We start from the raw sequence: 25333 nt of genomic DNA on the forward strand, positions 1-25333 counted from the left end.
TATCGCCTCAGCGTGGTCGGCAGAACGATCGGGAAGTTCAGGGAGCGACGCGGCCGTTCGCCTCGAATGCGGCGTGCGTGAGCGGCATCAGGCGCGCCCAGAGCTCCTCCATCTGCTCGGCGCACATCTCGATCTCGCGCTGCGGGAACGAGGGGAAATGCGACTCGGGGTGGCGCGTGCGAAGCGAGAGGAAGTTCATCAGCGAGCGTGCATTCATCGTGACGTACATCGAGGAGTAGATGTTGAGCGGGAGGACGATCCGCGCGACCTCGCGTGCGACGCCGGCTTCGAGCATCCGCTGGTATGCCTCGAAGGCGTACCGCGATGCGGCCGTCGTCTGCTGCTCGACCAGCGCGGACTGCTCGGCCGACCCCGGCGAGAACTCGTAGGCGCCCGGCTTGCCGGTCTGCACGAGCCGGCGGTCGGCATCGGGGACATAGAAGACCGGGCGCAGCTCGCGGTAGCGCCCCGACTCCTCGTTGTACGACGCGATGCGGTGCCGCATGAATTCGCGGAACACGAAGATCGGCGCCTGCACGTAGAACGTCATCGAGTTGTGCTCGAACGGCGAACCGTGCCGGTCGCGCATCAGGTAATTGATCAGCCCACGGTCGCGGGCCGTGTCGACCTCGGTCTCCGTGCCGTCGAGTCGGGACTGCTCGAGCGTCTGCTCACCCTGCGTCGAGACGCGGGCGGCGAAGAGCACGTCGGAATCGTGCGCGCTGGAGCGCACCAGTTCCACGGTCATATCGGAACGGAACTCGATCTCGGGCACGCGCCAACACTATCCGGATGCGTGCCCCGGCCGGGACCGACGTGCCAGCGTAACGCCGCGTCACACTTCACACCCGCGACCGGTCGCGCGCGTAGTGTCATGCCCACCATGAACGGGTTCGCCTCCCTCGCGATCGTGCTCGGCCTCGTCGCCGTCAGCACTGCGATCGGCCTGCTCTGGCGGGCACGGACGGGACGCGTGCGGAATCGGGCGGATGCGCGCACGATCGTGACCGCGGCGGGAGTCGGGTCTCCCCATCCGTTCGGACCGGCCGCCACCCTGCTGCAGTTCTCGACCGAATTCTGTGCGCCGTGCCGCAGCACTGCAGTCGTGCTCGGAGAGCTCAGCGCGGAACGTGACGGCGTCGCCCACGTCGAGATCGACCTGACGGAGCGCCCGGAACTGGCACGCGAGTACAACATCCTGCAGACCCCAACAACGTTCCTCGTCGACGGGTCCGGCATCGTCCGCGCGCGCATCGGCGGGGCGCCGCGGCGCGACGACCTCCGCGCCGCACTCGACGACCTCATCGGGAGATCCCATGTCGCAACAGCCTGATCCGCGACCGTCGACGCAGGCCGACGGCATCGACCCGAGGAGTCCGCGTTTCGGTGCCGGGATCACTGCGGTGCTCCTGCTGGTGACGCTGTTCCTCGGCCTCGCCGGGCTCGACGCCGCGGCGTTCGTCGTGCTCCTGGTCATCTCGCTGCTGTTCGCATGGGGCGCGTTCGCCGGCATCCAGAGACACCCGTACGGTGCCCTGTTCCGCCGTCTCGTGCGGCCGCGACTCGCGCCGCCGACGGAGCGCGAAGACCCGGCGCCCCCGACCTTCGCGCAAGGCGTCGGCTTCGTCATCACGGCTCTGGGGCTCCTGCTCGCGCTCTTCGGCGTGCCGTACGCGGTGGTGATCGCGGCCGGCCTCGCGTTCGTCGCGGCGTTCCTGAATTCGGTGTTCGGCTACTGCCTCGGCTGCCAGATCTACCTGCTGCTCGTCCGCGCGGGCGTCATCCGCCGTACCCCCGCGAGCGCTGCCTGACCGACGCAGTCGGGCCGGAGCGGGCGCCCAGCCTGCGAATCGTCTGCATGCCCGGGCACGCGACGGGCTCGTCGGTAGGCTGGAAGCATCCCCGTCAGCCGACCACAGGAGGTCTCCCTATGGCACTCACCAGCGAATCCACTACGGTCTGGAACGGTGACCTGAGGTCTGGATCAGGCACGGTGACGCTCGACTCGTCGCACGCCGCAGAGTTCCCCGTCAACTGGCGGGCCCGCGCAGAGGGTGTCGCCGGGACCACCAACCCAGAGGAACTGCTCGGTGCAGCCCACTCCGCCTGCTTCTCGATGGCATTCTCCAACGCGCTCGCCTCGTTCGGCTCCGCGCCTACGAGCATCCGGACGACGGCCGCGGTCACGTTCGATCCCGCCGAGGGCATCACCGGCAGCCACCTGCGCGTCGACGCGACGGTCCCCGGGATCAGCGAAGAGGACTTCCAGCGCATCGCCGAAGAAGCGAAGGCCACCTGCCCGGTCTCGCGTGCGCTGGTCGGCATCCCGATCACGATCGAAGCTCAGCTCGTCTGACCGGGCGATGCGCGTACTCGTAGCCGGCGCCTCCGGCATGATCGGCACCGCCTTGTGCCGTCGACTGACGGAGACCGGCCACAGCGTTCTGCGGCTGGTGCGCCACGACCCGCGCAGCGACACCGAGTTCACCTGGTTGCCTGCCGCCCGCATCATCGATTTCACACTGATGGAGCGGGTGGATGCGGTGGTCAACCTCTCCGGCGCCTCGCTCAGCCATCTGCCGTGGACCCGCCGCTACAAGAAGCAGATCCTCGAGTCGCGCGTCCACGCCACCCAGACGCTCGCCGACGCCATGCGGATGGCCTCGCGCGCGCCGGACGTCTTCATCAGCGGCTCGGCGGTCGGCTACTACGGGGACCGGCCCGGCCAGCGACTCACGGAGGCGTCGGCGAAGGGCGATGGATTCCTCCCCGACGTCGTCGACGTCTGGGAAGCGGCCGCACGGCTCGCGCCGGAGAGGACCCGGGTGGTGACGGTCCGCAGCGGCGTCGTCGTCGGTCGTGGGGGCGCGATGAAGCCGCTGCTGCCGCTCGCACGCCTCGGGCTCGCCGGCCCCATCGGCACCGGCGGCCAGCACTGGCCGTGGATCAGCCTCCACGACGAAGTAGCCGCGATCATCCACCTGCTCGGCTCCGGGCTCGATGGTCCCGTGAACCTCGTGGGGCCGAAGCCGATAACGGCGGACGGCTTCCTGAGAGTGCTGGCGGCGGAAGTTCACCGGCCGTACGGCATCCCGCTCCCGGAACGGGTGATCGACGTGACGCTCCGCGACGCCGGGCACGAACTCCTGCTCTCCAGCCAGAAGGTCGTTCCCGAGAAACTGCTCGGCGACGGTTTCGTGTTCGCCGACGCGACCGCGCACGATGCGATCGCCAGGCTCGTGGCGCGTCCTCCGCGCTGAGGACAGCTACGCCGGATTGCGCTCGGAATCCCGGTAGAGCCGGATCGACTCGCGCAGGGCGGCGCGCGCCCTCCTGCGGTCGCCCGAGGCGTCATAGGCGAGCCCCAGCCGGAACCATGCCCGCCAGCTGAGGGGCTCGGCTTCGACCTCGGCCTTGTACTGAGGAAACTGCGAGTCGGCGGCGTCGCGGAGCGGCCGTCCGCTCGCACGGTGCGGCAGGTCTTCGACGGGAAGCCCGCCCTCGGCGTCGAGGATGTGCACGAGCTTCTCGGTGCGCGCGCCGAAGAGCAGCTCACGGCCGATCGCCCACGCGGCGATCACCGGGAGCACGAAGAGCGCGACCCCCATGGCGATCGCGATCGGCTGCCCCGTCGCGATGAACAGGATGCCGTGCTGGAAGACGAGCACGAGGTAGACCAGGAGCAGGACCGCCATCAGGATGGCGGCGAGACGGTTCCTCACGAGGTTTCGCGTACGGTCGGCTCCGGCACGTCGCCTGCCGGTTCCGCGATGCCGAGGTCGATCAGCTTGTCGAGGCCGACGGTCACGCCCTGCGCCGCAGCCGCAGCCCGGATGCCCAGGAGGATACCCGCCTCATACGCGCTCGAACCGATCGTGTCGTGCAGGATGGTCAGCGTCTCGCCGTCGCCGCCGAGAACGACCTCCTGGCGTGCGACGACCCCGCGCATGCGCAGGCTGTGGATCGGCACGCTGGCGACCTGCTGGCCGCGGGCGCGCTGGTCGGTGCGCGGAGCATCCACCGGCCCCCGCGCCACGCGGGCCGCCCCGATCAGCTCAGCGGTGCGCACGGCTGTGCCCGACGGCGAATCGACCTTGCCGGGCCCATGGGTCTCGACGATCTCGATCGAGTCGAAGAATCGCGCGGCCACAGCCGCGAACGCCGTGCCGAGCGCCGAGCCGAGCGAGAAGTTCGGGATGACGATCGCGCCGACGTCGCCACGCTCGGCGACGCGGCGCTCGAGGTCGACGATGCGGTCGGCCGACCAGCCCGAGGTGCCGACAAGCACATTGATGCCGTTCTCGACGGCGAAATGCACGATGCCGGGGCTGACCGCCGGCAGCGTCATGTCGACCAGCACGTCGGCGCCGATCATCGACTCGAGCGGCGCCCGGGAGTCGAGGGCTGCGAACAGCTCGAGATCGTCGGCCGCCTCGATCAGCCGCACGGCGACGGAACCGAGTTTTCCGGTCGCACCAGCGACGGCCACGCGAATAGTCACCCGTCCAATCTAGATGATCCGGGAGGCGAGCACTTTAGGCTGGGGGGATGGTGTCATACGCCGACGTCTCCGTCACCGACCCGACCGCCCAGCGGATGCTCGCCGCCTACTTCGCGGAACGCGCCGCAGGTTTTCCGCCGCAGCTCGGCGCCTACCGCACGGCGTTCCCCGACCCCGAGGTGTTCATCCCACCGGCGGGCGTGTTCATCATCGCCCACGACGAGGACGACAACCCGGCCGGCTGCGGCGGAGTGCGCAGCCTGCCGACCGGAAAACGGCCGGATGGCGGCGGCACCGATCAGGAAGGTCTCGCGCAGGAGGGTCTCGCGCAGGAGGGTCTCGCGCAGGAGGGTCTCGCGCAGGAGGGTCACCGCCAGACGGTGCGCTACGAGATCAAGCACCTCTGGGTCGACCCGGCATACCGCGGACTGGGGCTCGGCCGCTCGATCCTCAGTGAACTCGAGGACCGGGCCCGAGGGTTCGGCGCGACCGAGGTGGTGCTCGACACCAACTTCAGCCTGGAGGCGGCCGGCGCGCTGTACCGGTCGAGCGGCTATGAAGCGATCGAGCCGTACAACGACAACCCGAACGCCACGGACTGGTACCGCAAGGTGCTCTGAGGCCCGCTCGGAGGCCCCGCCCAGACGCCCCTGCCGTCGATCAGACCGGCTGGAGTTCCGGGAGCCCGGTGCGCAGCTCGACCGGCAGGTGGCCCAGATCGTTGTGGACCACGAGCACCGGCGGCTTCGCCGAACGCACCCGGATGATCGTGAGACCGCAGTGCGCCTGGTTGAGGCCCAGCCACCGCCACTCCGGCGCATCGAAGACCTGCCGCACGAACCATCCGATGACGAAGTTGTGGGTGACGAGCAGATCGTGCCGGTCCGCGCGCGCCGGGGTCAGGAACTCGCTGACGGCGTCATCCATCTGCGCCCGGCCCGCCTCGATCTCAGCCGGGGTGACAGCGCCGAAGAACGAATCGAACGCCTTCGGCATGTCGGGCGTCGGACCCGACGGGATGCAGTCGAACAGCAGGCTCGACGGCTCCGGGGTGAGTGCCGGCATCCGCTCGGCCATGATCGCCGCGGTCTCCGCCGCGCGCTTCAGCGGCGAGTGGTACATGGCCGTGAACGGGATGCCGCCCAGCCGTTCGGCGATCAGGTGCGCCTGGCGCTTGCCGCGCGCGGAGAGCGGGCCATCTGGCAGACCGTGTTCGGCATCCTGCTGCTCGCCGTGGCGAACGAGGTAGAGATAATGCGGCACCGTAAACCCTTCCGGTGGTTCCTGTGGTCAGGGATCTGGAATCAGGACGTGAGCGAAGTGAACATGTCGTCGTCGACGCTCCCGACCGCGGCGACCGTGATGTCACGGGAGGCGAGGTCGGCTGCGAGGTCGCGCACGTCGTCGCGCGTGACTAGGTGGAGGCGCCGGAGGCTCTCGTCGAGGTCGACGAACTCCCCCAGCGTGATCTCGGAGCGGCCGAGGCGCGACATTCGGGTGTCGGAATCTTCGAGGGCGAGTGCTGCGCCGCCCGAAAGCTGGCCGACCGCACGCCGGAGTTCGTCTGCGGTCACCCCGCCCGACGCCATCCCGCGCAGTTCGTCCAGCATCAGTTCGGCGACCTGGGTGGCCTTCGACGGCGCGCAGCCCGCGTAGAGGCCGAAGACTCCCGCGTCGGAGTACCCGCCCGCGAAAGAGTAGACGGAGTAGGCCAGGCCGCGCTTCTCGCGGATCTCCTGGAACAGGCGGCTCGACATCCCCCCGCCGAGGATCGAGTTGAGCACGCTCATGACGACCCGGCGCTCATCGGTCGCGACCAGGCCGGGCACGCCGACCAGCAGGTTGGCCTGCTCGATGGGACGCTCGACGGTGACGATCGCCTTGCCCCGGCTGATCGTGGCGGGGGCGGAGGCGCGCCGTGGCACCGGGGCCGAACTCACGCTGAGATCCCATCCGGCGCTGATCAGCGCGCGCTCGACGTCGGCGACGAGGAGGTCGTGGTCCACCGCGCCCGCCGCCGTGATGACCAGGTCTTGAGGGCGGTAGTTGGCCCGGTAGTGGTCCCAGACGGCATCGCGGGACGCGGCCCGGATGGTCGCCGGGCTGCCGCCGATGGGACGGCCGAGCGGATGGGCGCCCAGCACGGCCTCGAAGAACCGCTCATTGGCGACATCGGATGGGTCGTCCTCGGCCATCGACAGCTCTTCGAGGATCACGCCACGCTCGTTCTCGAACTCGGTCGGGTCGAGCAGGGACGAGGTGAGCATGTCGGTGATGACCTCGACGGCCATCTGGAGGTCCCGGTCCTGCACCTTGGCGTAGTAGCAGGTGTACTCCTTGGCGGTCATCGCGTTGTGCTCGCCGCCGACGGAGTCGAACGAGATCGCGATGTCGAGCGCCGTGCGGGTCGCTGTGCCCTTGAAGAGAAGGTGCTCGAGGAAGTGCGTCGAACCGAACGTCGCCGGATGGCCCGCCGAGCCTTCGGTCGGACGCACCGCTTCTGCTTCGTCGCGGGAGCCGACGGCCACCCAGTAGCCGATCGTCGCGCTGCGGGAACCCGGCACGTGCTCGCTCAGGATGCGCACACCACTGGGGAGGACGGTGCGGCGGACCAGCGCCTCGCCGGATGCGGCGAAAGAGAGGTCGGCCAGACCGAGCGGGAGGTCGACTGCGCTGTTCATCCCCTCCACCCTACGCCAGCGGATATGGACGCGCTGGGAGTTTTCAGGGGGAGGACAAACAGACTGGTCTGTCTATGTGTATACTGACGTGACGTACAAAGCAGGTGACGAAAACCCCAAAACGTCACGTGCCCTACGGTTACGATGAAGCCGACCCGAACGCTTCACGAGAAAAGGAGTTGCGCCGGATGGTCGCAAGTGCCCGTTCGACCATCCGGCCGCCCGCTCCCTCGAAACTGAAGATCCTGGCGACAGCCGATGAGCTCTTCTACTCGGAAGGGATCCACACCGTCGGTGTGGACCGCATCATCGCCGGGGCCCGCGTCACCAAGGCGACGTTCTACAAGCATTTCCGCTCGAAGGATCTGCTGATCATCGCCTACGTCGAGGGACGCGACCGCCAGATCCGCGACTGGTTCGACGAGAAAGAGCGCACACTCAAAGACCCGCGTGCCGTCGTGCGCGCACTCGTCGACGACACCGGCAGTGAAGCCGTGCGGCCCGGATTCCGTGGCGACCCCTTCATCAACGCCGCTGCGCAGTTCGCCGACCCGAACCATCCGGTTCGTGTCGCGGTCACCGCCCATCGCGACTGGTATGCGCACCGCATCGAGGAACTGTTCCGGCAGATCGGCCACCCGCACCCCGGCGATGCTGCGGACGACCTCATCCTGGCGCGGGACGGCGCCCTGGCCGGCGGCTACGTCGGCGACTCGATCGCTGCGAGTGCCGCGCTGCACCGCTCATCGGAGCGGCTGCTCTCCGAGGTGTGACCGCCGAGCCGCAGCGTGTGCGGTCGTTTGGCGCGTCTGATGCGAGACACATCCAACTCGCGCATCTCGCGACGGCCGGTGCTTACTCGGAGACGCGGTCCAGTTCGAGCATCTGCGCGCGCGTGAGGCGAATGGCCGCAGCGGCCATCAGGGCATCCACCTGTTCCGGGCGGCTCGCACTCGCGACCGGCGCGACGATACTGCGCTTGGCGAGGAGCCAGGCGAGCGCGATGCTCGCGACCGACGACTCGTGCTCCCGGGCGACGCGATCGAGCACGGACAGGACGCGCTGGCCGCGCCTGTTGACGTACTCTGCGGCCCGAACGCTTCTCGCTCCGGCTTTGAGGTCGTCTTTGGTGCGGTACTTGCCGGTGAGGAAGCCGTTCGCCAGCGCGTAGCACGGCATGACGGCGAGTCCCTGGGCGGAGGCGACGATGCGCGGGTCGCTTTCGAACTCCGCGCGGTGCACGAGGTTGTAGTGCGGCTCGATCGCGACGAACTTGGGCAGGCCCGTCGACGACAGGATGCGCGCCTCGATCAAGCGGTCGGCCGAGAAATTCGACGCACCGAGATAACGGACCTTGCCGGACTCGATCAGCCATTCCACCGTGGCGAGACTGTCTTCGAGCGGAACCGACAGGTCGTCGTCGTGGAAGTAGAGCAGGTCGATGTGGTCGGTCTGCAGGCGCTCGAGCGATGCCTCGACGGCTCGGATGATGCTCACCGATCCGAGCCCCGGGTTGTCCTGGTGGCGCCCGACCTTGGTGGCGATGACCATGGCATCGCGGTTGCCGCGCTCCTGCATCCACCGGCCGATGAGGACTTCGCTGCGGCCTCCGACGTAGCTGTCTGCCGTGTCGACGAAATTGCCGCCAAGCTGTGCGTAACGGTCGAGGATGCCGAGCGAGGTCTCGGTGTCGGCCGTCCAGCCGAACACGCTTGCGCCGAGCGCCAGCGGGTACACGGTGAGGTCGCTCTCGCCCACGCGGCGTGGCGCGACGATCGAAAGCGGACCGGTGAGTTCGAGTGCCGGATCGAAGACGGGGAGCATCGACGTCTCGACGCGCTCTTCAGCGCCGGTCCCGGTCTTCGTCTCGACGGCCTTGGCAGCCTTGGAAGAGTGGTCGCGCAAGCGCAACGGCAGCAGCTGTGCCATATCCCCTCCCGATGGTGCCTTGCCATCCCCGATTCGACCCGAGGACGTGAACCCCCCTGTCACGTACTTGCAGCGTACGACATGCCACCGACGAGGCCCGGGCAATCCGGTGAACTGTTACAAAATCTTGTATCACAGTTTGATCACGTTGCGGCGCGGTGTCCCCCGAGCAGGTCACACGCCATTTCCGGCGACGACGCGAGCCCTCAGCGCAAGGTTAAACCCGCCCATCCCCGACTGCTGCGAAGCCACGCGCGGTCGCCCATGACCCGCTGGTCGAGCACAGGAAAAAGCACCCCAACTCGCAAGAGTGGGGTGCTTTTTCCTGTGCTCGCCCGACTCGCGGCTAGGCACCCACCCGCCGAAGCACCGCCTCGGCGTGGCGCAGGACAGGGCCGTCGACCATCCGGTCCCGGAAGCGGAACACCCCTGCCGTCTCTCCCGCCGCCGCGAGCAGGTCGCGGGCGAACGCGACCTCTTCGTCTGACGGACGGTACGCCGCACGGATCACCTCGACCTGCCCGGGATGGATGCACGCCGTCGCGGCGAAACCGACGGCCGACGCATCCTCTGCCTCTGCTGCGAGCCCATCGTGGTCGCCGATGTCGACGTGAACCGTGTCGATCGCCGCCTTGCCGAACGCGCCCGCCGCGATCAGTACCGCTGAGCGGGCATGGACAGCGACATCGCGATAGCGGCCGTCGGGGTGCCTGCTCGCGGTTCCGCCGAGGGATGCAACCAGGTCCTCCGCGCCCCACATCAGGGCGATGACGCCGCCCGTCGCTGCGAGCTCGGCCGCGGCGAGCACTCCCGCCGCCGTCTCGCAGAGCGCGATGACGCGGAGTCCGTCCAGTGCCGCGAAATCGGTGACGCGCTCCGCTTTCGCGAGCATCACGGTGCGATACGGACTCGCGCGCACGGCTTCGACGTCGGCGACATGGTCCAGGGTGCCCGCCGGATTGATGCGCACGATCACGCGTGCCGGGTCCAGCGGGGTGTCGAGTACGGCCTCACGCGCGGCCGGACGGGCGGCCGGATCGACGGCGTCCTCGAGGTCCAGGATGACCGCATCCGCGCGCTCCAGGGCTTTCGCGAAGCGATCTGGCCGGTCGGCCGGGCAGAACAGGAGCGCCGGGCCCCAGGGGAGGTCGGTCATGCTCCGCCGATCGCCTCGGCGTGCGCATCCTGGCACCACATCAGCACCGAGCGTGTCGCCTTCGCGACGACCACGCCGTCCTGGTTGCGTCCGGTGTGCTCCATGGTCACGATGCCCTGCCCCGGACGGGACGATGAGAGCCGCTTCGCCGTCACGACCGTCTCCGAGTAGAGCGTGTCGCCGTGGAAGAGCGGATGCGGGAACGTCACATCCGTGAACCCCAGGTTGGCAACGATCGTGCCCTGGGTGAGCTGGGCGACGGATGCTCCCACGATGGTCGACAGGGTGAACATGGAGTTCATCAGACGCTGGCCGAACGGCTGCCTCGCCGCCCACGCAGCGTCGAGGTGCAGCGCCTGCGTGTTCATCGTGAGGGTGGTGAAGAGCACGTTGTCCGTCTCGGTGACCGTACGCCCCGGCCGGTGCAGGTAACGCGTGTCGAGATCGAACTCCTCGAAGTAGAGTCCCCGCTGTTCGACATTCTTCATGACAGCTCGATCCGCAGTGGTGCGCCCGTCGCCGCGACGACCTCGTCTACCGTGACGCCGGGAGCGACCTCGCGGAGCACAAGAGCCGACCGCCCGTCCCCGGAACGTTCGACGTCGATCACAGCCAGGTCCGTGATGATGCGGTCGACGCATCCGCGCCCCGTGAGCGGAAGCGTGCACTCCGTCAGGATCTTCGGCCGGCCTTCGCGGTCGACGTGCTCCATCATCACGATGAGGCGTTTGGCGCCGAAGACCAGGTCCATGGCCCCGCCCATGCCCTTGACCATCTTGCCGGGGATCATCCAGTTCGCGAGGTCACCTGCCTGCGACACCTCCATCGCGCCCAGGACGGCGAGGTCGACATGCCCGCCGCGCACCATGCCGAACGATGTCGACGAATCGAAGAAGGCGGCGCCGCGGTTGACGGTCACCGTCTCCTTGCCCGCGTTGATCAGGTCGGGGTCGATCGCGTCTTCCGTCGGGTACGGCCCAACGCCGAGGATCCCGTTCTCGGAGTGCAGGATGACCTCGACGCCGTCGGGGATGTAATTCGGGATCAGGGTCGGCATCCCGATGCCGAGGTTCACGTACTGGCCGTTCTCGAGCTCGAGTGCGACCCTGGCGGCGAGCTCGTTGCGGGTGAGGCTCATGCGCGGGTCCTCCCGTCGGACAGGGCGACCGTTCGTCGCTCGATACGTTTCTCCGTGTCGGCGGCGAGGACCACCCGCTGCACGTAGATGCCGGGAGTGTGGATGCACTCCGGATCCAGTTCGCCCGCCTCGACGATCTCCTCGACCTCGGCGATGGTCACGCGCCCGGCCATGGCCGCGAGCGGGTTGAAGTTCATCGCCGCCGCATGGAAGACCAGGTTGCCGTAGCGGTCGCCCTTCGCAGCGTGCACGAGCGCGAAATCGGGGGTCACCGACCGCTCGAGCACGTAGTCGGCGCCGTCGAACGTACGCACCTCCTTCGGCTCGGAGGCGACAGCGATCGAGCCGTCCGCGGCGTACAGCCGCGGGAGGCCGCCCTCGCTGATCTGCGTGCCGACCCCCGCTGGCGTGTAGAAGGCCGGGATGCCGGCCCCTCCGGCGCGCAGCTTCTCGGCGAGAGTTCCCTGCGGGGTCAGCTCGACTTCGAGCTCGCCCGAGAGGAACTGCCGTGCGAACTCCTTGTTCTCACCGACATAGGAGCTGACCATGCGACGGATGCGGCGGTCGGCGAGCAGGATGCCGAGACCCCAGTCGTCGACGCCGCAGTTGTTGCTGACCACTTCGAGGTCGCTTGTGCCCCTCTCGTGCAGCGCCTGGATGAGCGCGCTGGGAATCCCGCACAGCCCGAAGCCGCCGACGGCGAGCGAAGCACCGTCAGGGATGTCCGCGACCGCCTCCGCGGCGCTGGCCACCACCTTGTCGATCATGGTCGATCTCCTCTTCGAGTCCTGTCAGTACGGGGTTCTTCTGGTTACAACAGCGCCCTAGGCGTCGAAGCCGAGCGAGCGGGCGATGATCATCAGCTGGACTTCGGTCGTGCCTTCGCCGATCTCGAGGATCTTCGAGTCGCGGTAGTGGCGGGCCACCGGGTTCTCGTTCATGAATCCGTAGCCTCCGAAGATCTGGGTCGCGTCGCGCGCATTGTCCATCGCGGCCTCGCTTCCCACCATCTTGGCGATCGACGCCTCCATCTTGAAAGGCTTACCGGCCATCATCTTGAAAACTGCGTCGTAATAGGCGAGCCGCGCCGTGTGCACCCGGGCCTGCATCCGCGCGATCTTGAACGCGATGTACTGGTTCGAACCGATGGCGCGCCCGAACACGTTGCGGGACTTCGAATAGCGGATGGCCTCTTCCAGGCAGCCCTGTGCCGCACCCGTGCAGAGCGCGGCGAATGCGATCCGGCCTTCGTCGAGCGTCCGGATGAAGTTTGCGAAACCGCGTCCGCGCTCGCCGAGCAGGTTCGCCTCGGGCACGCGAACATCCGTGATCGTGAGCGGATGCGTGTCCGACGTGTGCCAGCCGACCTTGTCATACGACGGCTCCTGGACGAACCCGGGCGTCGGCACCGGCACCAGGATGGCCGACAGCTCCTTCTTGATGCTGCCGTCGGCGCGCCTCTCCTCCCCGGTCACCGCAGTGATGGTGACCAGCCTGGTGATGTCGCTGCCCGAGTTGGTGATGAACTGCTTGGTGCCGTTGATGATCCACTGGCCGTCGCGGAGGACTGCGGTCGTCTTGGTGCCGGCCGCATCCGATCCGGCGTCGGCTTCGGTGAGGCCGAACCCGGCGAGCGCTGTGCCCGACGTGAGCATCGGCAGCCATTCCTGCTTCTGGGCCTCGGTGCCGTGGCGGAAGATGGGCATGACTCCGAGACCGACGCCGGCTTCGAGTGTGACGCCGATGCTCTGGTCGACGCGTCCGAGCTGCTCGACCGCCAGGCACAGCGACAGGTAGTCCTTGCCCTGTCCGCCGTACTCGACGGGGAACGGGAGACCGAAGAGTCCCATCTCGCCCATCTCGCCGATGATGTGGTAGGGCAGGCTCCGGCGGGTGTCGTAGTCGTAGGCTGCGGGGGCGACGACCCGGTCGGCGAAGTCCCGGACCTCGGCGACGAGTCTCTTGTGGTCGTCGGTCAGTTCGAAGCCGGCGACCTCGGTGACGGGCTCGGTTTCGGTCAGTGTCATGGTCATCTCGGTACCTCGGTGCTCTCCGCCGGTCGTGTCGGCGCTGTAGCCGATTGTGTCGGCGTTGTGATGGTGTCGGCGGGAGTGCTGCCGACGGGTGGGGTGGCTTCAGCCGGCGTGGCCTCGATGGTCGCGACCAGCTGGTCGAGTCTGACGAGGTCGCCGGGAGAGACTGTCACATGGGCGATCCCCGCAACGGGTGCGGTGAGCCGGTGCTCCATCTTCATGGCCTCGACCGTGACGAGGGTGTCGCCCGCATCCACCCGGTCGCCTGCCGCGACGGCCACGGACACGACGGTGCCGGGCATCGGCGACCGCACGTCCGGGTTCGCGGCGCCCTCGGCGCGCGTCAGCGTGGCGAGCTCTTCAGCGAGCGCCTCCGCCCGGGTCAGGATGCGGAACTCACGGGCGCGACCGCCCGCGCCGATCCAGGTGCCCGCCGCGGATTCCGCCGTCACGAAAGCGCGCGCCAGTCCATCGACGGTGAGGGATGCGCGCAGGTGCGACCCCGGGAGCAGTACGAGTTCGGCCTGGTGCTCCGTCTTGTGTTCCGGCGCGCCGAGCGTCACGGTCGCCCGGATGCGCCGCGGGTCGACGCCCGCGGAATCAGCAGTCTCGAGCACCAGGACGTCGACGCGGTCGACGGGCCCGGTCGCGATCCGGTAGGTGGACGGCCGCGGTGCGGCCAGGCGCCAGCCGTTCGGCGTGCGCCACAGTGCCGAACTCCGTGCGGCGCCGGTGGGCTGGGCATCCGCGCCATCGGCCTCGCCGTTCCTGCGCCGCAGGTGATGCAGGAGCGCGACAGCGATGAGTTCGGCCGGGTCGGCATCCGGTGCGACCAGATGCGAGAACCGCCGGTCGATCAGCGTGGTGTCGATTCGGCCGGCACGCACATCGGCGTCGGCGAGCAGGGTGCGCAGGTAGCCGACGTTGGTCGTAGCACCCAGGATGACGGTCTCGGCGAGCGCCGCATCCAGCCGACGCAACGCGGTCGCGCGGTCCGCTCCCCACGCGATCACCTTCGACAGCATCGGGTCGTAGTCGGGAACGATGTCGTTGCCTTCGACGAGACCGCTGTCGACGCGGATGCCCGGCCCGCTCGGCTCTTCGAGGGCGAGGATCGTGCCGTCGGTGGGGAGGAAGTCGCGCTCAGGGTTCTCGGCGTACACGCGCACTTCGATCGCATGGCCACGGAGCCGGATGTCGTCTTGCGCGAACGGGAGCGGCTCCCCCGCGGCGATGCGCACCTGCCACTCCACCAGGTCGATGCCCGTGACGAGCTCGGTGACCGGGTGTTCGACCTGCAGTCGTGTGTTCATCTCCATGAAGAAGAACTCGCCGGGTGATGCGTCGGAGACGAGGAACTCCACGGTGCCTGCGCCGACATAGTCGACGCTCTCGGCGACAGCGCACGCCGCCTGACCGATCCGCGCACGGGTGTCGGAGTCGAGCAACGGCGACGGGGCCTCCTCGACGACCTTCTGGTGCCTGCGCTGCAGCGAGCATTCGCGCTCGCCAAGGTGGAGCGTGGTGCCGTGCGCGTCGGCGAGCACCTGCACTTCGATGTGCCGGGGCGACTCGACGAGGCGTTCGAGGAAGAGGGTGTCGTCGCCGAAAGCCGCAGCCGCCACGCGTCGTGCGGCAGCGAGCGCGTCGGCGAGCTGGTCGGCCGAACGCACCACCTGCATGCCTTTGCCGCCGCCGCCCGCGGACGGCTTGACGAGGAGCGGATAGCCCACCTCTGCGGCGGCTTCGATGAGCTGGGCATCATCGAGACCAGGCCGGGCGACCCCGGGGATGGTCGGCACGCCGTGTTCGGCGACCGCCAGCTTCGCCCGGATCTTGTCGCCCATCACGTCGAGCGCATGGACGCCGGGTCCGATGAAAGCGATGCCAGCGGCAGCGCACGCCTCGGCGAACGCAGCACTCTCCGAGAGGAACCCGTAGCCCGGGTGCACAGCCTCGGCCCCCGTGCGGCGAGCGGCCTCGAGGATCGCCTCGACATCCAGATAGCTTTCGCGCGCAGCCGCGGGCCCGATGCGCACCGCCTCGTCGGCGAGAACGACGTGCGGGGCGGTACGGTCCGGGTCGCTGTACACCGCCACAGAGCGGATGCCGAGTTCGCGGAGCGTGCGGATGACGCGGCAGGCAATCTCGCCGCGGTTGGCGACGAGCACCGTGCCGAAGGGCGCGGAGCCGGGGCCGGCGGACGTTGAAGTGGAAGGAGTCATGGCGGTCACATCCGGAAGAGGCCGAAGGCCGTGTCGGGCAGCGGGGTACGCGAGCAGGTGTCGAGCGCAAGGCCGAGGATGGTGCGGGTGTCCGCCGGGTCGATCACGCCGTCATCCCAGAGCCTGGCGGTCGAATAGTACGGGCTTCCCTGGTGTTCGTACTGTTCGGCGATGGGCGCCTTGAATGCCGCCTCGGCATCCGCCGACCAGTCTTCGCCGCGGGCCTCGAGCTGCTCGCGCTTGACCGTCGCCAGCACCGACGAGGCCTGCGCACCGCCCATGACGGAGATGCGGCTGGCGGGCCACATCCAGAGGAAGCGGGGCGAATACGCCCGGCCGCACATCGAATAGTTGCCCGCGCCGAACGATCCGCCGATCACCACGGTGAGCTTGGGCACACGGGTCGTCGCGACAGCCGTGACCATCTTGGCGCCGTGCTTGGCGATGCCCCCGGCCTCGTAGTCGCGGCCGACCATGAAGCCGGAGATGTTCTGAAGGAACAGCAGCGGGATGCCGCGCTGGTCGCACAGTTCGATGAAATGCGCACCCTTGAGCGCGGACTCGCTGAACAGCACGCCGTTGTTGGCGACGATGCCGACCGGATGACCGTGGATGTGAGCGAAGCCGGTCACCAGTGTCGTGCCGTACTCCGCCTTGAACTCGTGGAACTCGCTCGCGTCGACCAGCCGGGCGATCACCTCTCGCACGTCGTACGGCGCCTGTACGTCGACGGGGACAGCACCGTAGAGCGAGGACGGGTCTACCGCGGGCTCGCGTGTCTCGAGCACGGGCCACGCCGGCTCCGCCGGTGCGGGAAGGGTTGCGACGATGTCGCGCACGATCTGCAGCGCGTGCCGGTCGTTCTCGGCGAGGTGGTCGACCACCCCCGACGTGCGTGCGTGGAGGTCGCCGCCGCCGAGCTCTTCGGCGGTGACGACCTCGCCGATGGCGGCTTTCACCAGGGGCGGTCCACCGAGGAAGATCGTGCCCTGGTTGCGCACGATCACCGTCTCGTCGCTCATCGCCGGCACGTAGGCGCCGCCGGCCGTGCACGATCCGAGCACGGCGGCGATCTGCGGGATCTTGGCGGCCGACATGCGCGCCTGGTTGAAGAAGATGCGCCCGAAATGGTCGCGGTCGGGAAAGACGTCGTCCTGCATCGGCAGGAAAGCACCGCCCGAGTCGACGAGGTAGATGCAGGGGAGGCGGTTCTCGAGGGCGATCTCCTGTGCGCGCAGGTGCTTCTTGACGGTCATCGGGTAGTAGGTGCCACCCTTGACGGTCGCGTCGTTGCAGATGACGAGCACCTGCCGGCCGTGCACGAGCCCGATTCCGGCGATGAGTCCGGCTGCCGGGCACTCGTCGCCGTAGAGGCCGGTCGCCGCGAGCGGTGCGATCTCGAGGAAGGGACTCCCCTCGTCGAGGAGTTCGTCGATGCGGTCACGCGGCAGCAGCTTTCCGCGCGCGACGTGCCGTTCGCGGGAGCGCTCCGGTCCTCCGGCCGCCGCTACGGAAAGGCGTTCATGCAGCTCGGTGACGAGCGCGCGCTGGGCCTCATCGTTGGCGGTGAAGCGCGGATCCCCGGTTTCGATCGCCGTCGTAAGCGTGTGCATGAGCTGTTCGCCGACTCCCTCGTCGCATCCATTCAGTTAGTAGCCACTAACTCACATTTAGGTTAGTGTTCATTAACCGAATTGTCCAGCGGAAGGAAGCGGAAGGAGCAGCGACGTGACCGAGATCGTCGACGGCGCCCGCCAGACCCAGCGCAGCCAGGCCAAAGCCGACCGTCGCGCCGCCCTCCTCGACGCTGCAGCCAAACTCTTCGCCGACCGGGGATTCAACGGAGTATCCATCGAAGACCTGGGTACGGCGGCCGGCGTCAGCGGACCGGCGGTCTACCGCCACTTCGCCGGAAAGCAGGCGGTGCTCGCGGCCCTCCTGGTCGGCGTGAGCCGGGACCTCCTCGACGGCGGCCGGGCTGTGGTCGAGGCCGCGTCGGACGACGCACACGCGCTCCGGTCCCTGATCGCGTTCCACGCCGACTTCGCGCTGGGCAACCCCGACGTCATCCGCGTGCAGGATCGGGACCTCGACTCCCTCGCCGACGAAGACCGGCGCGACGTGCGCAGCCTGCAGCGCCGTTACATCGAGCAGTGGACCGCGGTGCTCGGCCGCCTCCACCCCTCACTCGACGCGACCGTACTCCGTGTGCGGGTGCAGGCCACCTTCGGGCTCATCAACTCGACACCGCACAGCGCGCGCACCCACGGCGGGGGCATCGACGCGGCGACGGCCCGACCGGTGCTCGAAGCCATGGCCTGGGCCGGGCTCAACGCGCCGGTCCGCTGAGCGGGGCGCGCTGAAACGGCGCGCTGGGACACCGGGCTCTCCCGGACACGATCGGTTCCCCCGCGCGGGGAGCCGGCCGGCTGCGACCGGCCCCGTGCGCGTTGGCGTCAGACCATCGTCAGGACGGAACCCGGGTCGCGCAGGATACGGCCGACATCGGTGATGAACCGGGATCCCTGCTCCCCGTCGACCAGGCGGTGGTCGAACGACACGCTCAGGGTCACGACATCGCGGAGTGCGATGCCCCCGTCATGTTCCCACGGCTGGCGGCGGACAGCGCCGAGAGCGAGGATGGCCGCCTCCCCCGGGTTCAGGATGGGCGTCCCGGTGTCGACACCGAACACGCCGACGTTCGACACGGAGATCGTTCCGCCGGTCAGCCGTTCGGGCGGCGTGCGGCCTTCGCGCGCGATGGCGACGAGGTCGGTCAGCGCCCTGGCGAGGTCCACCAGGGTCAGCCGGTCGGCATCCGGGATGGTCGGCACGAGCAGGCCGCGCGGTGTCGCGGCTGCGATCCCGAGGTTCACATAGCCGAACTCCACGATCTCGTTCGCTTCGGCATCCCAGCGCGAATTGATCGACGGGGTGCGCATGGCAGCGATGCACATCGCTTTCGCCACGACCGCCAGGAACGTCATCCGTACGCCATAGAGGGCGCGGTCTGACTTCAATCGTTCCAGCAGTGCCATCGTCTCGGTCACGTCGACCGTCAGGAAGACGGTCGCGTGCGGCGCGGTGAACGCGCTCTGGACCATCGCCTCCGCCGTGTGCTTGCGCACGCCGCGGATCGGGATGCGCGTTTCGCGCTCCCGTGCGCCCTGCACCAGTCGCGTCTCCGGCACCTCTGTGCCCGCGGGTGTTCTCCCGCCGGCAGAGAACTGCTCGACGTCGTGGCGCGTCACCAGTCCGCGATCACCGGTCGCCGGAACCTCGGCCAGGTCGACGCCGAGCTCGCGGGCCAGCTTGCGCACAGGCGGCGTTGCTCGGGGTCGCTCGAGCGTCGCGGTGCTCGTGGCACCCTCGTCGGCGGTCTGCGCCGTAGCCCGCGCCGAAGCCTGCGTCGTAGCCTGCGCGGGAGCCTGCGTTGAAGCCTGCGCGGGAGCCTGCGCTGTATCCTGCGCCGAAGCCTGCACGGGAGCCGAAGCCTGCGCGGGAGCCGAAGCCCGCGTGGACGTCCGCGCCGGAGCAGTCGCAGCCACCACGGCATCCGGTTCCTGACGCGTCGCGAGGCCGGGCCGCACACGTCGGGCGGGGCGCCCTGCGGAGTCCGCGCGCGCGCCGTATCCGACCAGGTTGGGTTCGGGAACGTCCGGCACAGCGGCCGCGGATTCACCCGAAGAATCCGTTGCCGCGCCCGGTCCGTCCAGCCGAGCACCGTCGCCCGGGTCGCCTTCCACCTCGAACGCGACGATCCTCTCCCCCACGTTGATCGTCACACCCGGTTTTACGTACAGGCGGGAGATGACACCGGACCACGGTGCCGGCAGCTCGACGAGCGCTTTCGCCGTCTCGACATCCGCGATGATCTGGTTCAGCTTCACCGTGTCGCCCACGGCGACATGCCACTCGACCAGCTCCGACTCTGTGAGACCCTCACCGAGGTCTGGCAGCGCGAAATCCTTGATCACACTCACGTCAGTCCTCCACACCGGACAAGGAGTTCGGCCGGTCCATCACGCGGTCGACCCCATCGAGGATCCGGTCGAGATCAGGCACGTGGTACTGCTCCAGCTTCGCCGGCGGATAAGGGATGTCGTGGCCGGTCACCCGCACCGGCGCGTGCTCCAGGTAGTAGAAGCAGCGCTCCGTGATGCTCGCGGACACTTCGGCGCCGAGTCCGCCGGACTGGGCCGCCTCGTGGGTCACGACGAGGCGCCCCGTCTTGCGCACGGAGGCCACGACGGTGTCGAAGTCCACCGGCGCGAGCGAACGCAGATCGATCACCTCGACCGAGACGCCCTCGTCGGATGCCGCGAAAGCAGCATCCTTCGCGGTCTGAACGAGCGGGCCGTACGAGACGAGCGTCACGTCGGTTCCCGGCATGACGATCTTCGCCGTCCCCATCGGGCGCGCATCATCGAGCGGTGTCAGCTCATCGACCTCGCCCTTGACGTGGTACCGGCGCTTCGGCTCGAAATAGAGCACAGGGTCATCGCACGCGATCGCCTGCTGGATCATCGTGTACGCATCCTGCGGGTCGGCCACGCTGACGACGCGCAGTCCGGCCGCGTGGGCGAAGTACGCCTCAGGAGAGTCCGAGTGGTGTTCGGCGGCACCGATACCACCGGCGAACGGAACGCGGATCGTGATCGGCATCTTCACCGCGCCGCGCGTGCGGTAGTGCATCCGGGCCACCTGGCTCACGATCTGGTCGAACGCCGGATAGATGAAACCGTCGAACTGGATCTCGCACACCGGCCGGAACCCCCGATAGGCGAGACCGACCGCCGTGCCGAGGATGCCCGACTCGGCGAGCGGGGTGTCCATGACCCGACGGGCACCGAACTCCGACTGCAGCCCATCGGTCACCCGGTACACACCGCCGAGCTTTCCGATGTCTTCACCGAGCAGGACGACTTTGTCGTCACCGGCGAGCGACCGCCGGAGGCCGGCGTTGATCGCTTTCGCCATCGTCAAGGTTGTCATGATGCCCTCTTGTCCTGCTGGTCGAGTCCGTTGTGCCGGTCGAGTCTGTCGTGCTGGTCGAGCGCGGTGCTCGGGGTGGTGTCTTCGCCGACGAACGTGCGCAGGTACCGGCTGTAATGGTCCCGCTGACGGGACAGCCCGGTGTGCGCGCCGGTGTAAACATGGTCGAACACGGCCATCGGTTCTGGGTCGCGAAGCGCGATGCAGCCGGCGCGCAGTTCGGCGGCCACCGCATCCGCCTTCGCCGACACGGCCTCCGAACGCTCGTCCGGCAGGAGGCCACGCGCCGACAGGTACGCGGCGAGACGGGCGATCGGGTCTTTGGAACGCCATGCCTCGACTTCGGATGCGTCGCGGTAGCGCGTCGGGTCGTCGGCCGTCGTGTGCGGCCCCATGCGGTAGGTGACCGCCTCGATGAACGTCGGTCCGCCGCCTCCGCGAGCCCGGTCGAGCGCCAGGCGGGTGACGGCCATGACGGCGAGAACATCGTTGCCGTCGACCCGCACGCTCGGGATGCCGAACCCGGGTGCGCGCTCGGCCACGGGCCGCTGCGCTTGCAGCGCCACCGGTTCGGAGATCGCCCATTGGTTGTTCTGGCAGAAGAAGATCACGGGGGCCGAATAGGTCGCTGCGAAGATGAGTGCTTCGTTCACGTCGCCCTCGCTGGTCGCGCCGTCGCCGAAGTAGGCGACCGCGACAGCATCCGACCCGTCGTTCTGGATGCCGATCGCATACCCGGTCGCATGCAGCGTCTGGGCACCGATGATGACCTGCGGCGTCGCCATGTTGATCGCGTACGGGTCCCATCCCGATGCCGTCGTTCCGCGCCACACACGCACGAGGTCGGTGAGGTCAGCGCCGCGGCAGTAGGCGACACCGTTCTCGCGGTAGCTGGAGAAGACGAAATCATCGCGACGGAGAGCCCTGCCCGACCCGACCTGTGCGGCCTCCTGGCCGAGCAGCGGTGGCCACAGGCCCAGCTCGCCCTGCCGCTGCAGGGCGGTCGCCTCGGTGTCGATGCGGCGGATGACCACCATGTCCTCGTACAGCGCGAGCAGCTGCTCATCGCCGACGTCGGCGACCCAGGAGTCGTACCGCGGGTCGGAGAGACGGGAGCCGTCGGGAGTCAGGAGCTGAACGGTGTCGATGTCGCCCAGATGGAGTTCGCCGAGATGGATGTCGTCCATACGCTCGGCGGGAGAAGGGGACTCGGTCCGTTCGTCGACGGAAACGGTGCCAGCGGAAACGTTCTCGGTTGACATGGGTGCACGCAGCCTTTGCTCTTCGCCCGGTCGTGGCGCTCGTGGCGCGCAGACCGGCCCTCGGCGTCCTTGCCGAAAGTACCTCTGACGGTACGCTTCGCGCTCACACAGCACAACCAGCAACACGCTGACTGGGCAGGATGCACTATTCTGGCGTGTCGCGACCTGCTAGATTTCGCACTATGCGCACCCTTGACAGTACCGATCTCCAGCTTCTTCTCGCACTCAGTCGCGAACCGCGCGCGACCTACGTCTCGCTCGCCGACGAGCTCGGGTTGAGCCGCAACACGGTGCAGGCACGGATGGTGCAACTCGAGCGCTCCGGGGTGTTCCTCGCCTTCGACCGGCGCATCGATCCGGCCGCTGCGGGCTACCCCCTCACCGCGTTCATCACCGTGCACGTGCAGCAGCAGAAACTCGCGCGCATCGTGCAATCCCTGGCCGGCATACCCGAGATCATCCAGGCGCACGGCCTCAGCGGGCCGAGCGACCTGCTGGTCCGCTGCGTGTGCCTCGACGCCGAGGACCTGTTCCGCATCAACGGCGCGATCCTGGCGTGCGACGGCGTAGAACGCACCGAGACGGCTCTCGACATGGGCGAGCTGATCCCGTACCGCCTCCGCCCCCTCCTCGAGCAGCGCCTGCGCTGACGCGGGTAGGCGTGATCGGTTGCCGCAAAACCCGGGTCGCGCTTGATCGGTTGCCGCAAACCCGAGTCGCGCTTGATCGGTTGCCAATAGATTGGCGACCGATCGCATCACACGAACGATCGCATCACACGAACGATCGCATCACACGTGCGTTAACGACGGATGCCCGCCCCGGCGAACCGGGACGGGCATCCACTCTCGAGCGGGTCGCTACGCGATCACGTCCGCGTCCTCGCCCTCGGCGGGAGCCGCCGGAGCGTCGGTCGCGGTCTTCGCGTCAGCCTCGTCGGCGAGCACCGGAGCGAGCGACAGCTTTCCGCGGTCGTCGATCTTGGTGATCTCGACCAGGATCTTCTGGCCGACACCGAGCACGTCTTCGACGTTCTCGACGCGCTTGCCGCCCGCGAGCTTGCGCACCTCAGAGATGTGCAGCAGGCCGTCCTTGCCGGGCAGCAGCGAGACGAACGCACCGAACGCGGCGATCTTGACGACGGTTCCGAGGAACTGCTCGCCGACCTCCGGGTTGGTGGGGTTCGCGATCGCGTTCACCTGGGCACGAGCCGCCTCGGCCGAAGCGCCGTCGACAGCGCCGATGTAGACGGTGCCGTCCTCCTCGATCGAGATGTCGGCTCCGGTCTCATCCTGGATCGCGTTGATCGTCTTGCCCTTCGGGCCGATCAGCTCACCGATCTTGTCGACGGGGATCTGAACCGAGATCACGCGCGGCGCGGTCGGGGCCATCTCGTCCGGCTGGTCGATCGCCGCGTTGAGCACACTGAGGATGGTCGTACGAGCATCCTTCGCCTGCTTCAGCGCGCCGGCGAGAACCGCGGAGGGGATGCCGTCGAGCTTCGTGTCCAGCTGGATGGCCGTGACGAACTCGCTGGTACCCGCGACCTTGAAGTCCATGTCGCCGAGAGCGTCTTCTGCACCGAGGATGTCGGTCAGAGCCGCGTAGCGGGTCTCACCGTCGACGGTGTCGGAGATGAGACCCATCGCGATGCCGGCGACCGGGGCGCGCAGCGGCACACCGGCGTTGAGCAGCGACAGGGTCGAGGCGCAGACCGAGCCCATGGACGTCGAACCGTTGGAGCTGAGAGCCTCAGACACCTGGCGGATCGCGTACGGGAACTCCTCGCGGCTCGGCAGCACCGGCACGAGTGCGCGCTCGGCGAGGAAGCCGTGCCCGATCTCGCGACGCTTCGGCGAACCGACACGGCCGGTCTCACCGGTCGAGTACGGCGGGAAGTTGTAGTGGTGCAGGTAACGCTTCTTCGTCACCGGCGAGAGCGAGTCGATCTGCTGCTCCATCTTGAGCATGTTCAGCGTGGTGACGCCCAGGATCTGGGTCTCGCCGCGCTGGAAGATCGCCGAACCGTGAACACGTGGGATGACCTGCACCTCGGCGTCGAGCGGCCGGATGTCGGTCAGGCCACGGCCGTCGATACGGATGCCCTCACGCAGGACGCGACCACGCATGACCACCTTCGACACCGACTTGTACGCCGCAGAGAACTGCGACAGCACCTCGGCGTCGAGCACTCCGGCTTCGACCTTCTCGGTCAGCGCAACCTTCACGCGGTCCTTGAGGGCGTCGTCGGCGTTCTGGCGCTCGATCTTGTCGGCGATCTGGTAGATGTTCACCAGCTCGTCGTAGGCGAGGCCGGCGACGTTGTCGTACGTCTCCTGCGAGTACGGCAGGAACACCGGGTACTCGGCGATGGCCTTCGCAGCCTGCTGGGCGAGCACGTTCTGTGCGCCCACCAGCTGCTTGAGGAACGGCTTCGCAGCCTCGAGGCCCTGGGCCACGACCTCTTCGTTCGGCTTGGTTGCGCCGCCCTGGATGAGGTTCCAGCTGCCCTCGGTCGCTTCGGCTTCCACCATCATGATGGCGACATCTTCCGAACCGTCGGCAGCGGTGATCACGCGACCGGCGACGACGATGTCGAAGACGGCCTCCTCGAGCTGTGCAGCCTTCGGGAACGCGATCCACTGGTCTTCAGCAGCACCGTTGCCGGGGATGAGCGCCAGGCGCACAGCACCGATCGGGCCGCTGAACGGCAGGCCGGAGATCTGGGTGGACATGGAGGCCGCGTTGATCGCGAGCGCATCGTAGAACTCGTCCGGTGCGATGCTCAGCACGGTGATGACGATCTGGACCTCGTTGCGGAGGCCGTCGACGAACGACGGGCGCAGCGGACGGTCGATCAGACGGCAGACCAGGATCGCTTCGGTGGACGGACGGCCTTCACGACGGAAGAACGAACCGGGGATCTTGCCTGCTGCATAAGAACGCTCTTCGACATCCACCGTCAGCGGGAAGAAGTCGAAGTTGTCCTTGGGGTGCTTGCTCGCGCTGGTCGCGCTGAGCAGCATGGTCTCCTCGTCGAGGTACGCCGCGACGGCGCCCTGCGCCTGCTGGGCGAGACGGCCTGCTTCGAAGCGGACCGTGCGCGTGCCGAAACGTCCGTTGTCGAGAACAGCTTCGGCGAATTTGATTTCTGGACCTTCCAAGAGGTCTTTCTCCTTTGTTCAGTACTACTGACCGCCCCGTATGGGCGGCGAGGCGCGACCCCGTATGGGCGGCGTCTCGTACATCGGAGCAGGGGGAACAGGCAGATCGACACGCGTGTCTACGTGTACGTGCGGCCTCCCACCCGGTCGGACGTCTCTCGACGTGGACCGCTCGGTGGGCGCGCGTCTGGCCATCAGTAGAAATACACGGCTGCGTGGGACGTTCGGGTCGCATCCGGATACCACCAC

At 68.2% G+C, this 25333-nt stretch carries 25 protein-coding genes; 8 read left to right on the top strand and 17 right to left on the bottom strand.

Annotated features, from left to right (window positions below; translation table 11 throughout):
* Window positions 1-37: 37 nt before the first annotated feature.
* Entirely contained in the window at window positions 38-748 is a 711-nt protein-coding gene (gene thyX / locus ACPPVQ_RS14080) for an FAD-dependent thymidylate synthase (RefSeq protein ID WP_426521272.1), read from the bottom strand.
* A 126-nt stretch (window positions 749-874) separates the two neighbouring features.
* Here thyX and ACPPVQ_RS14085 point away from each other — a divergent pair, with 126 nt between their 5' ends.
* From ACPPVQ_RS14085 to ACPPVQ_RS14100, 4 genes are all read left to right on the top strand, one after another.
* Window positions 875-1333: a TlpA family protein disulfide reductase gene (locus ACPPVQ_RS14085; protein WP_426515724.1), complete on the top strand. Its 459-nt coding sequence runs from the start codon at window positions 875-877 to the stop codon at window positions 1331-1333.
* Window positions 1317-1811, top strand: a complete 495-nt coding sequence (locus ACPPVQ_RS14090; protein WP_426515725.1) for a DUF4395 domain-containing protein — start codon at window positions 1317-1319, stop codon at window positions 1809-1811. Before ACPPVQ_RS14085 ends, ACPPVQ_RS14090 begins: the two co-directional genes overlap by 17 nt.
* Before the next feature lie 119 nt (window positions 1812-1930).
* Window positions 1931-2356, top strand: a complete 426-nt coding sequence (locus tag ACPPVQ_RS14095) for an OsmC family peroxiredoxin (RefSeq protein ID WP_426515726.1) — start codon at window positions 1931-1933, stop codon at window positions 2354-2356.
* Between the two features lie 7 nt (window positions 2357-2363).
* A complete protein-coding gene (locus tag ACPPVQ_RS14100) occupies window positions 2364-3260 on the top strand; it encodes a TIGR01777 family oxidoreductase (protein WP_426515727.1) in 897 nt (298 codons plus the stop codon).
* A gap of 6 nt (window positions 3261-3266) precedes the next feature.
* Here ACPPVQ_RS14100 and ACPPVQ_RS14105 read toward each other — a convergent pair whose 3' ends face one another.
* The gene (locus ACPPVQ_RS14105) at window positions 3267-3722 is read right to left on the bottom strand and encodes a hypothetical protein (protein ID WP_426515728.1); all 456 of its coding nucleotides are present in this window, start codon (window positions 3720-3722) and stop codon (window positions 3267-3269) included.
* Window positions 3719-4501: a 4-hydroxy-tetrahydrodipicolinate reductase gene (gene dapB, locus ACPPVQ_RS14110; protein ID WP_426515729.1), complete on the bottom strand. Its 783-nt coding sequence runs from the start codon at window positions 4499-4501 to the stop codon at window positions 3719-3721. Before dapB ends, ACPPVQ_RS14105 begins: the two co-directional genes overlap by 4 nt.
* Window positions 4502-4548: 47 nt before the next feature.
* Between dapB and ACPPVQ_RS14115 the strand changes: the two genes are divergently transcribed.
* Complete coding sequence (locus ACPPVQ_RS14115) at window positions 4549-5121, top strand: GNAT family N-acetyltransferase (RefSeq protein WP_426515730.1); 573 nt, start codon at window positions 4549-4551, stop codon at window positions 5119-5121.
* 40 nt (window positions 5122-5161) lie between these two features.
* Here ACPPVQ_RS14115 and ACPPVQ_RS14120 read toward each other — a convergent pair whose 3' ends face one another.
* Window positions 5162-5764, bottom strand: a complete 603-nt coding sequence (locus ACPPVQ_RS14120) for a histidine phosphatase family protein (protein WP_426515731.1) — start codon at window positions 5762-5764, stop codon at window positions 5162-5164.
* Between the two features lie 41 nt (window positions 5765-5805).
* Window positions 5806-7182, bottom strand: a complete 1377-nt coding sequence (locus ACPPVQ_RS14125; protein WP_426515732.1) for a M16 family metallopeptidase — start codon at window positions 7180-7182, stop codon at window positions 5806-5808.
* A 188-nt stretch (window positions 7183-7370) separates the two neighbouring features.
* Between ACPPVQ_RS14125 and ACPPVQ_RS14130 the strand changes: the two genes are divergently transcribed.
* The gene (locus ACPPVQ_RS14130; protein ID WP_426515733.1) at window positions 7371-7955 is read left to right on the top strand and encodes a TetR/AcrR family transcriptional regulator; all 585 of its coding nucleotides are present in this window, start codon (window positions 7371-7373) and stop codon (window positions 7953-7955) included.
* Window positions 7956-8037: 82 nt separating this feature from the next.
* On the opposite strand, the gene ACPPVQ_RS14135 is transcribed toward ACPPVQ_RS14130, so the two are convergent.
* The 8 genes from ACPPVQ_RS14135 to ACPPVQ_RS14170 all read right to left on the bottom strand — a co-directional run bounded on the left by ACPPVQ_RS14135 (window position 8038) and on the right by ACPPVQ_RS14170 (window position 17276).
* Complete coding sequence (locus ACPPVQ_RS14135) at window positions 8038-9111, bottom strand: aldo/keto reductase (RefSeq protein ID WP_426515734.1); 1074 nt, start codon at window positions 9109-9111, stop codon at window positions 8038-8040.
* A 346-nt stretch (window positions 9112-9457) separates the two neighbouring features.
* Window positions 9458-10267: an HpcH/HpaI aldolase/citrate lyase family protein gene (locus ACPPVQ_RS14140; RefSeq protein WP_426515735.1), complete on the bottom strand. Its 810-nt coding sequence runs from the start codon at window positions 10265-10267 to the stop codon at window positions 9458-9460.
* Window positions 10264-10755: a MaoC family dehydratase gene (locus ACPPVQ_RS14145; protein ID WP_426515736.1), complete on the bottom strand. Its 492-nt coding sequence runs from the start codon at window positions 10753-10755 to the stop codon at window positions 10264-10266. The genes ACPPVQ_RS14140 and ACPPVQ_RS14145 overlap by 4 nt, the downstream gene beginning before the upstream one ends.
* Window positions 10752-11405 carry a CoA transferase subunit B gene (locus ACPPVQ_RS14150; protein WP_426515737.1) on the bottom strand — a complete coding sequence of 218 codons (654 nt, stop codon included), beginning with the start codon at window positions 11403-11405 and terminating at the stop codon, window positions 10752-10754. The genes ACPPVQ_RS14145 and ACPPVQ_RS14150 overlap by 4 nt, the downstream gene beginning before the upstream one ends.
* Complete coding sequence (locus tag ACPPVQ_RS14155) at window positions 11402-12172, bottom strand: CoA transferase subunit A (protein ID WP_426515738.1); 771 nt, start codon at window positions 12170-12172, stop codon at window positions 11402-11404. The genes ACPPVQ_RS14150 and ACPPVQ_RS14155 overlap by 4 nt, the downstream gene beginning before the upstream one ends.
* A 57-nt stretch (window positions 12173-12229) precedes the next feature.
* Window positions 12230-13432, bottom strand: coding sequence for an acyl-CoA dehydrogenase family protein (locus ACPPVQ_RS14160; protein ID WP_426515739.1), 1203 nt, complete (start codon window positions 13430-13432; stop codon window positions 12230-12232).
* A gap of 2 nt (window positions 13433-13434) precedes the next feature.
* Window positions 13435-15663 carry a biotin carboxylase N-terminal domain-containing protein gene (locus ACPPVQ_RS14165; RefSeq protein WP_426515740.1) on the bottom strand — a complete coding sequence of 743 codons (2229 nt, stop codon included), beginning with the start codon at window positions 15661-15663 and terminating at the stop codon, window positions 13435-13437.
* 5 nt (window positions 15664-15668) lie between these two features.
* A complete protein-coding gene (locus tag ACPPVQ_RS14170) occupies window positions 15669-17276 on the bottom strand; it encodes a carboxyl transferase domain-containing protein (protein WP_426515741.1) in 1608 nt (535 codons plus the stop codon).
* A 115-nt stretch (window positions 17277-17391) separates the two neighbouring features.
* On the opposite strand from ACPPVQ_RS14170, the gene ACPPVQ_RS14175 reads away from it, so the two are divergent.
* A complete protein-coding gene (locus tag ACPPVQ_RS14175; protein WP_426515742.1) occupies window positions 17392-18012 on the top strand; it encodes an SACE_7040 family transcriptional regulator in 621 nt (206 codons plus the stop codon).
* Between the two features lie 107 nt (window positions 18013-18119).
* On the opposite strand, the gene ACPPVQ_RS14180 is transcribed toward ACPPVQ_RS14175, so the two are convergent.
* From ACPPVQ_RS14180 to pdhA, 3 genes are read right to left on the bottom strand one after another with little or no spacing between them, the layout of a single operon-like run.
* Window positions 18120-19640, bottom strand: coding sequence for a 2-oxo acid dehydrogenase subunit E2 (locus ACPPVQ_RS14180; protein WP_426521274.1), 1521 nt, complete (start codon window positions 19638-19640; stop codon window positions 18120-18122).
* Window positions 19641-19647: 7 nt separating this feature from the next.
* Complete coding sequence (locus tag ACPPVQ_RS14185; protein ID WP_426515743.1) at window positions 19648-20658, bottom strand: alpha-ketoacid dehydrogenase subunit beta; 1011 nt, start codon at window positions 20656-20658, stop codon at window positions 19648-19650.
* Complete coding sequence (gene pdhA, locus ACPPVQ_RS14190) at window positions 20655-21920, bottom strand: pyruvate dehydrogenase (acetyl-transferring) E1 component subunit alpha (RefSeq protein WP_426515744.1); 1266 nt, start codon at window positions 21918-21920, stop codon at window positions 20655-20657. The genes ACPPVQ_RS14185 and pdhA overlap by 4 nt, the downstream gene beginning before the upstream one ends.
* Window positions 21921-22102: 182 nt before the next feature.
* On the opposite strand from pdhA, the gene ACPPVQ_RS14195 reads away from it, so the two are divergent.
* Window positions 22103-22570 carry an Lrp/AsnC family transcriptional regulator gene (locus ACPPVQ_RS14195; RefSeq protein ID WP_426515745.1) on the top strand — a complete coding sequence of 156 codons (468 nt, stop codon included), beginning with the start codon at window positions 22103-22105 and terminating at the stop codon, window positions 22568-22570.
* Between the two features lie 210 nt (window positions 22571-22780).
* Here the strand turns inward: ACPPVQ_RS14195 and ACPPVQ_RS14200 are convergent, their stop codons facing one another.
* Complete coding sequence (locus ACPPVQ_RS14200; RefSeq protein WP_426515746.1) at window positions 22781-25084, bottom strand: polyribonucleotide nucleotidyltransferase; 2304 nt, start codon at window positions 25082-25084, stop codon at window positions 22781-22783.
* Window positions 25085-25333 lie beyond the last annotated feature (249 nt).

Source organism: Leifsonia sp. McL0618, assembly GCF_049994905.1.
In the GTDB taxonomy this organism is placed as follows: Bacteria; Actinomycetota; Actinomycetes; order Actinomycetales; family Microbacteriaceae; genus Diaminobutyricibacter.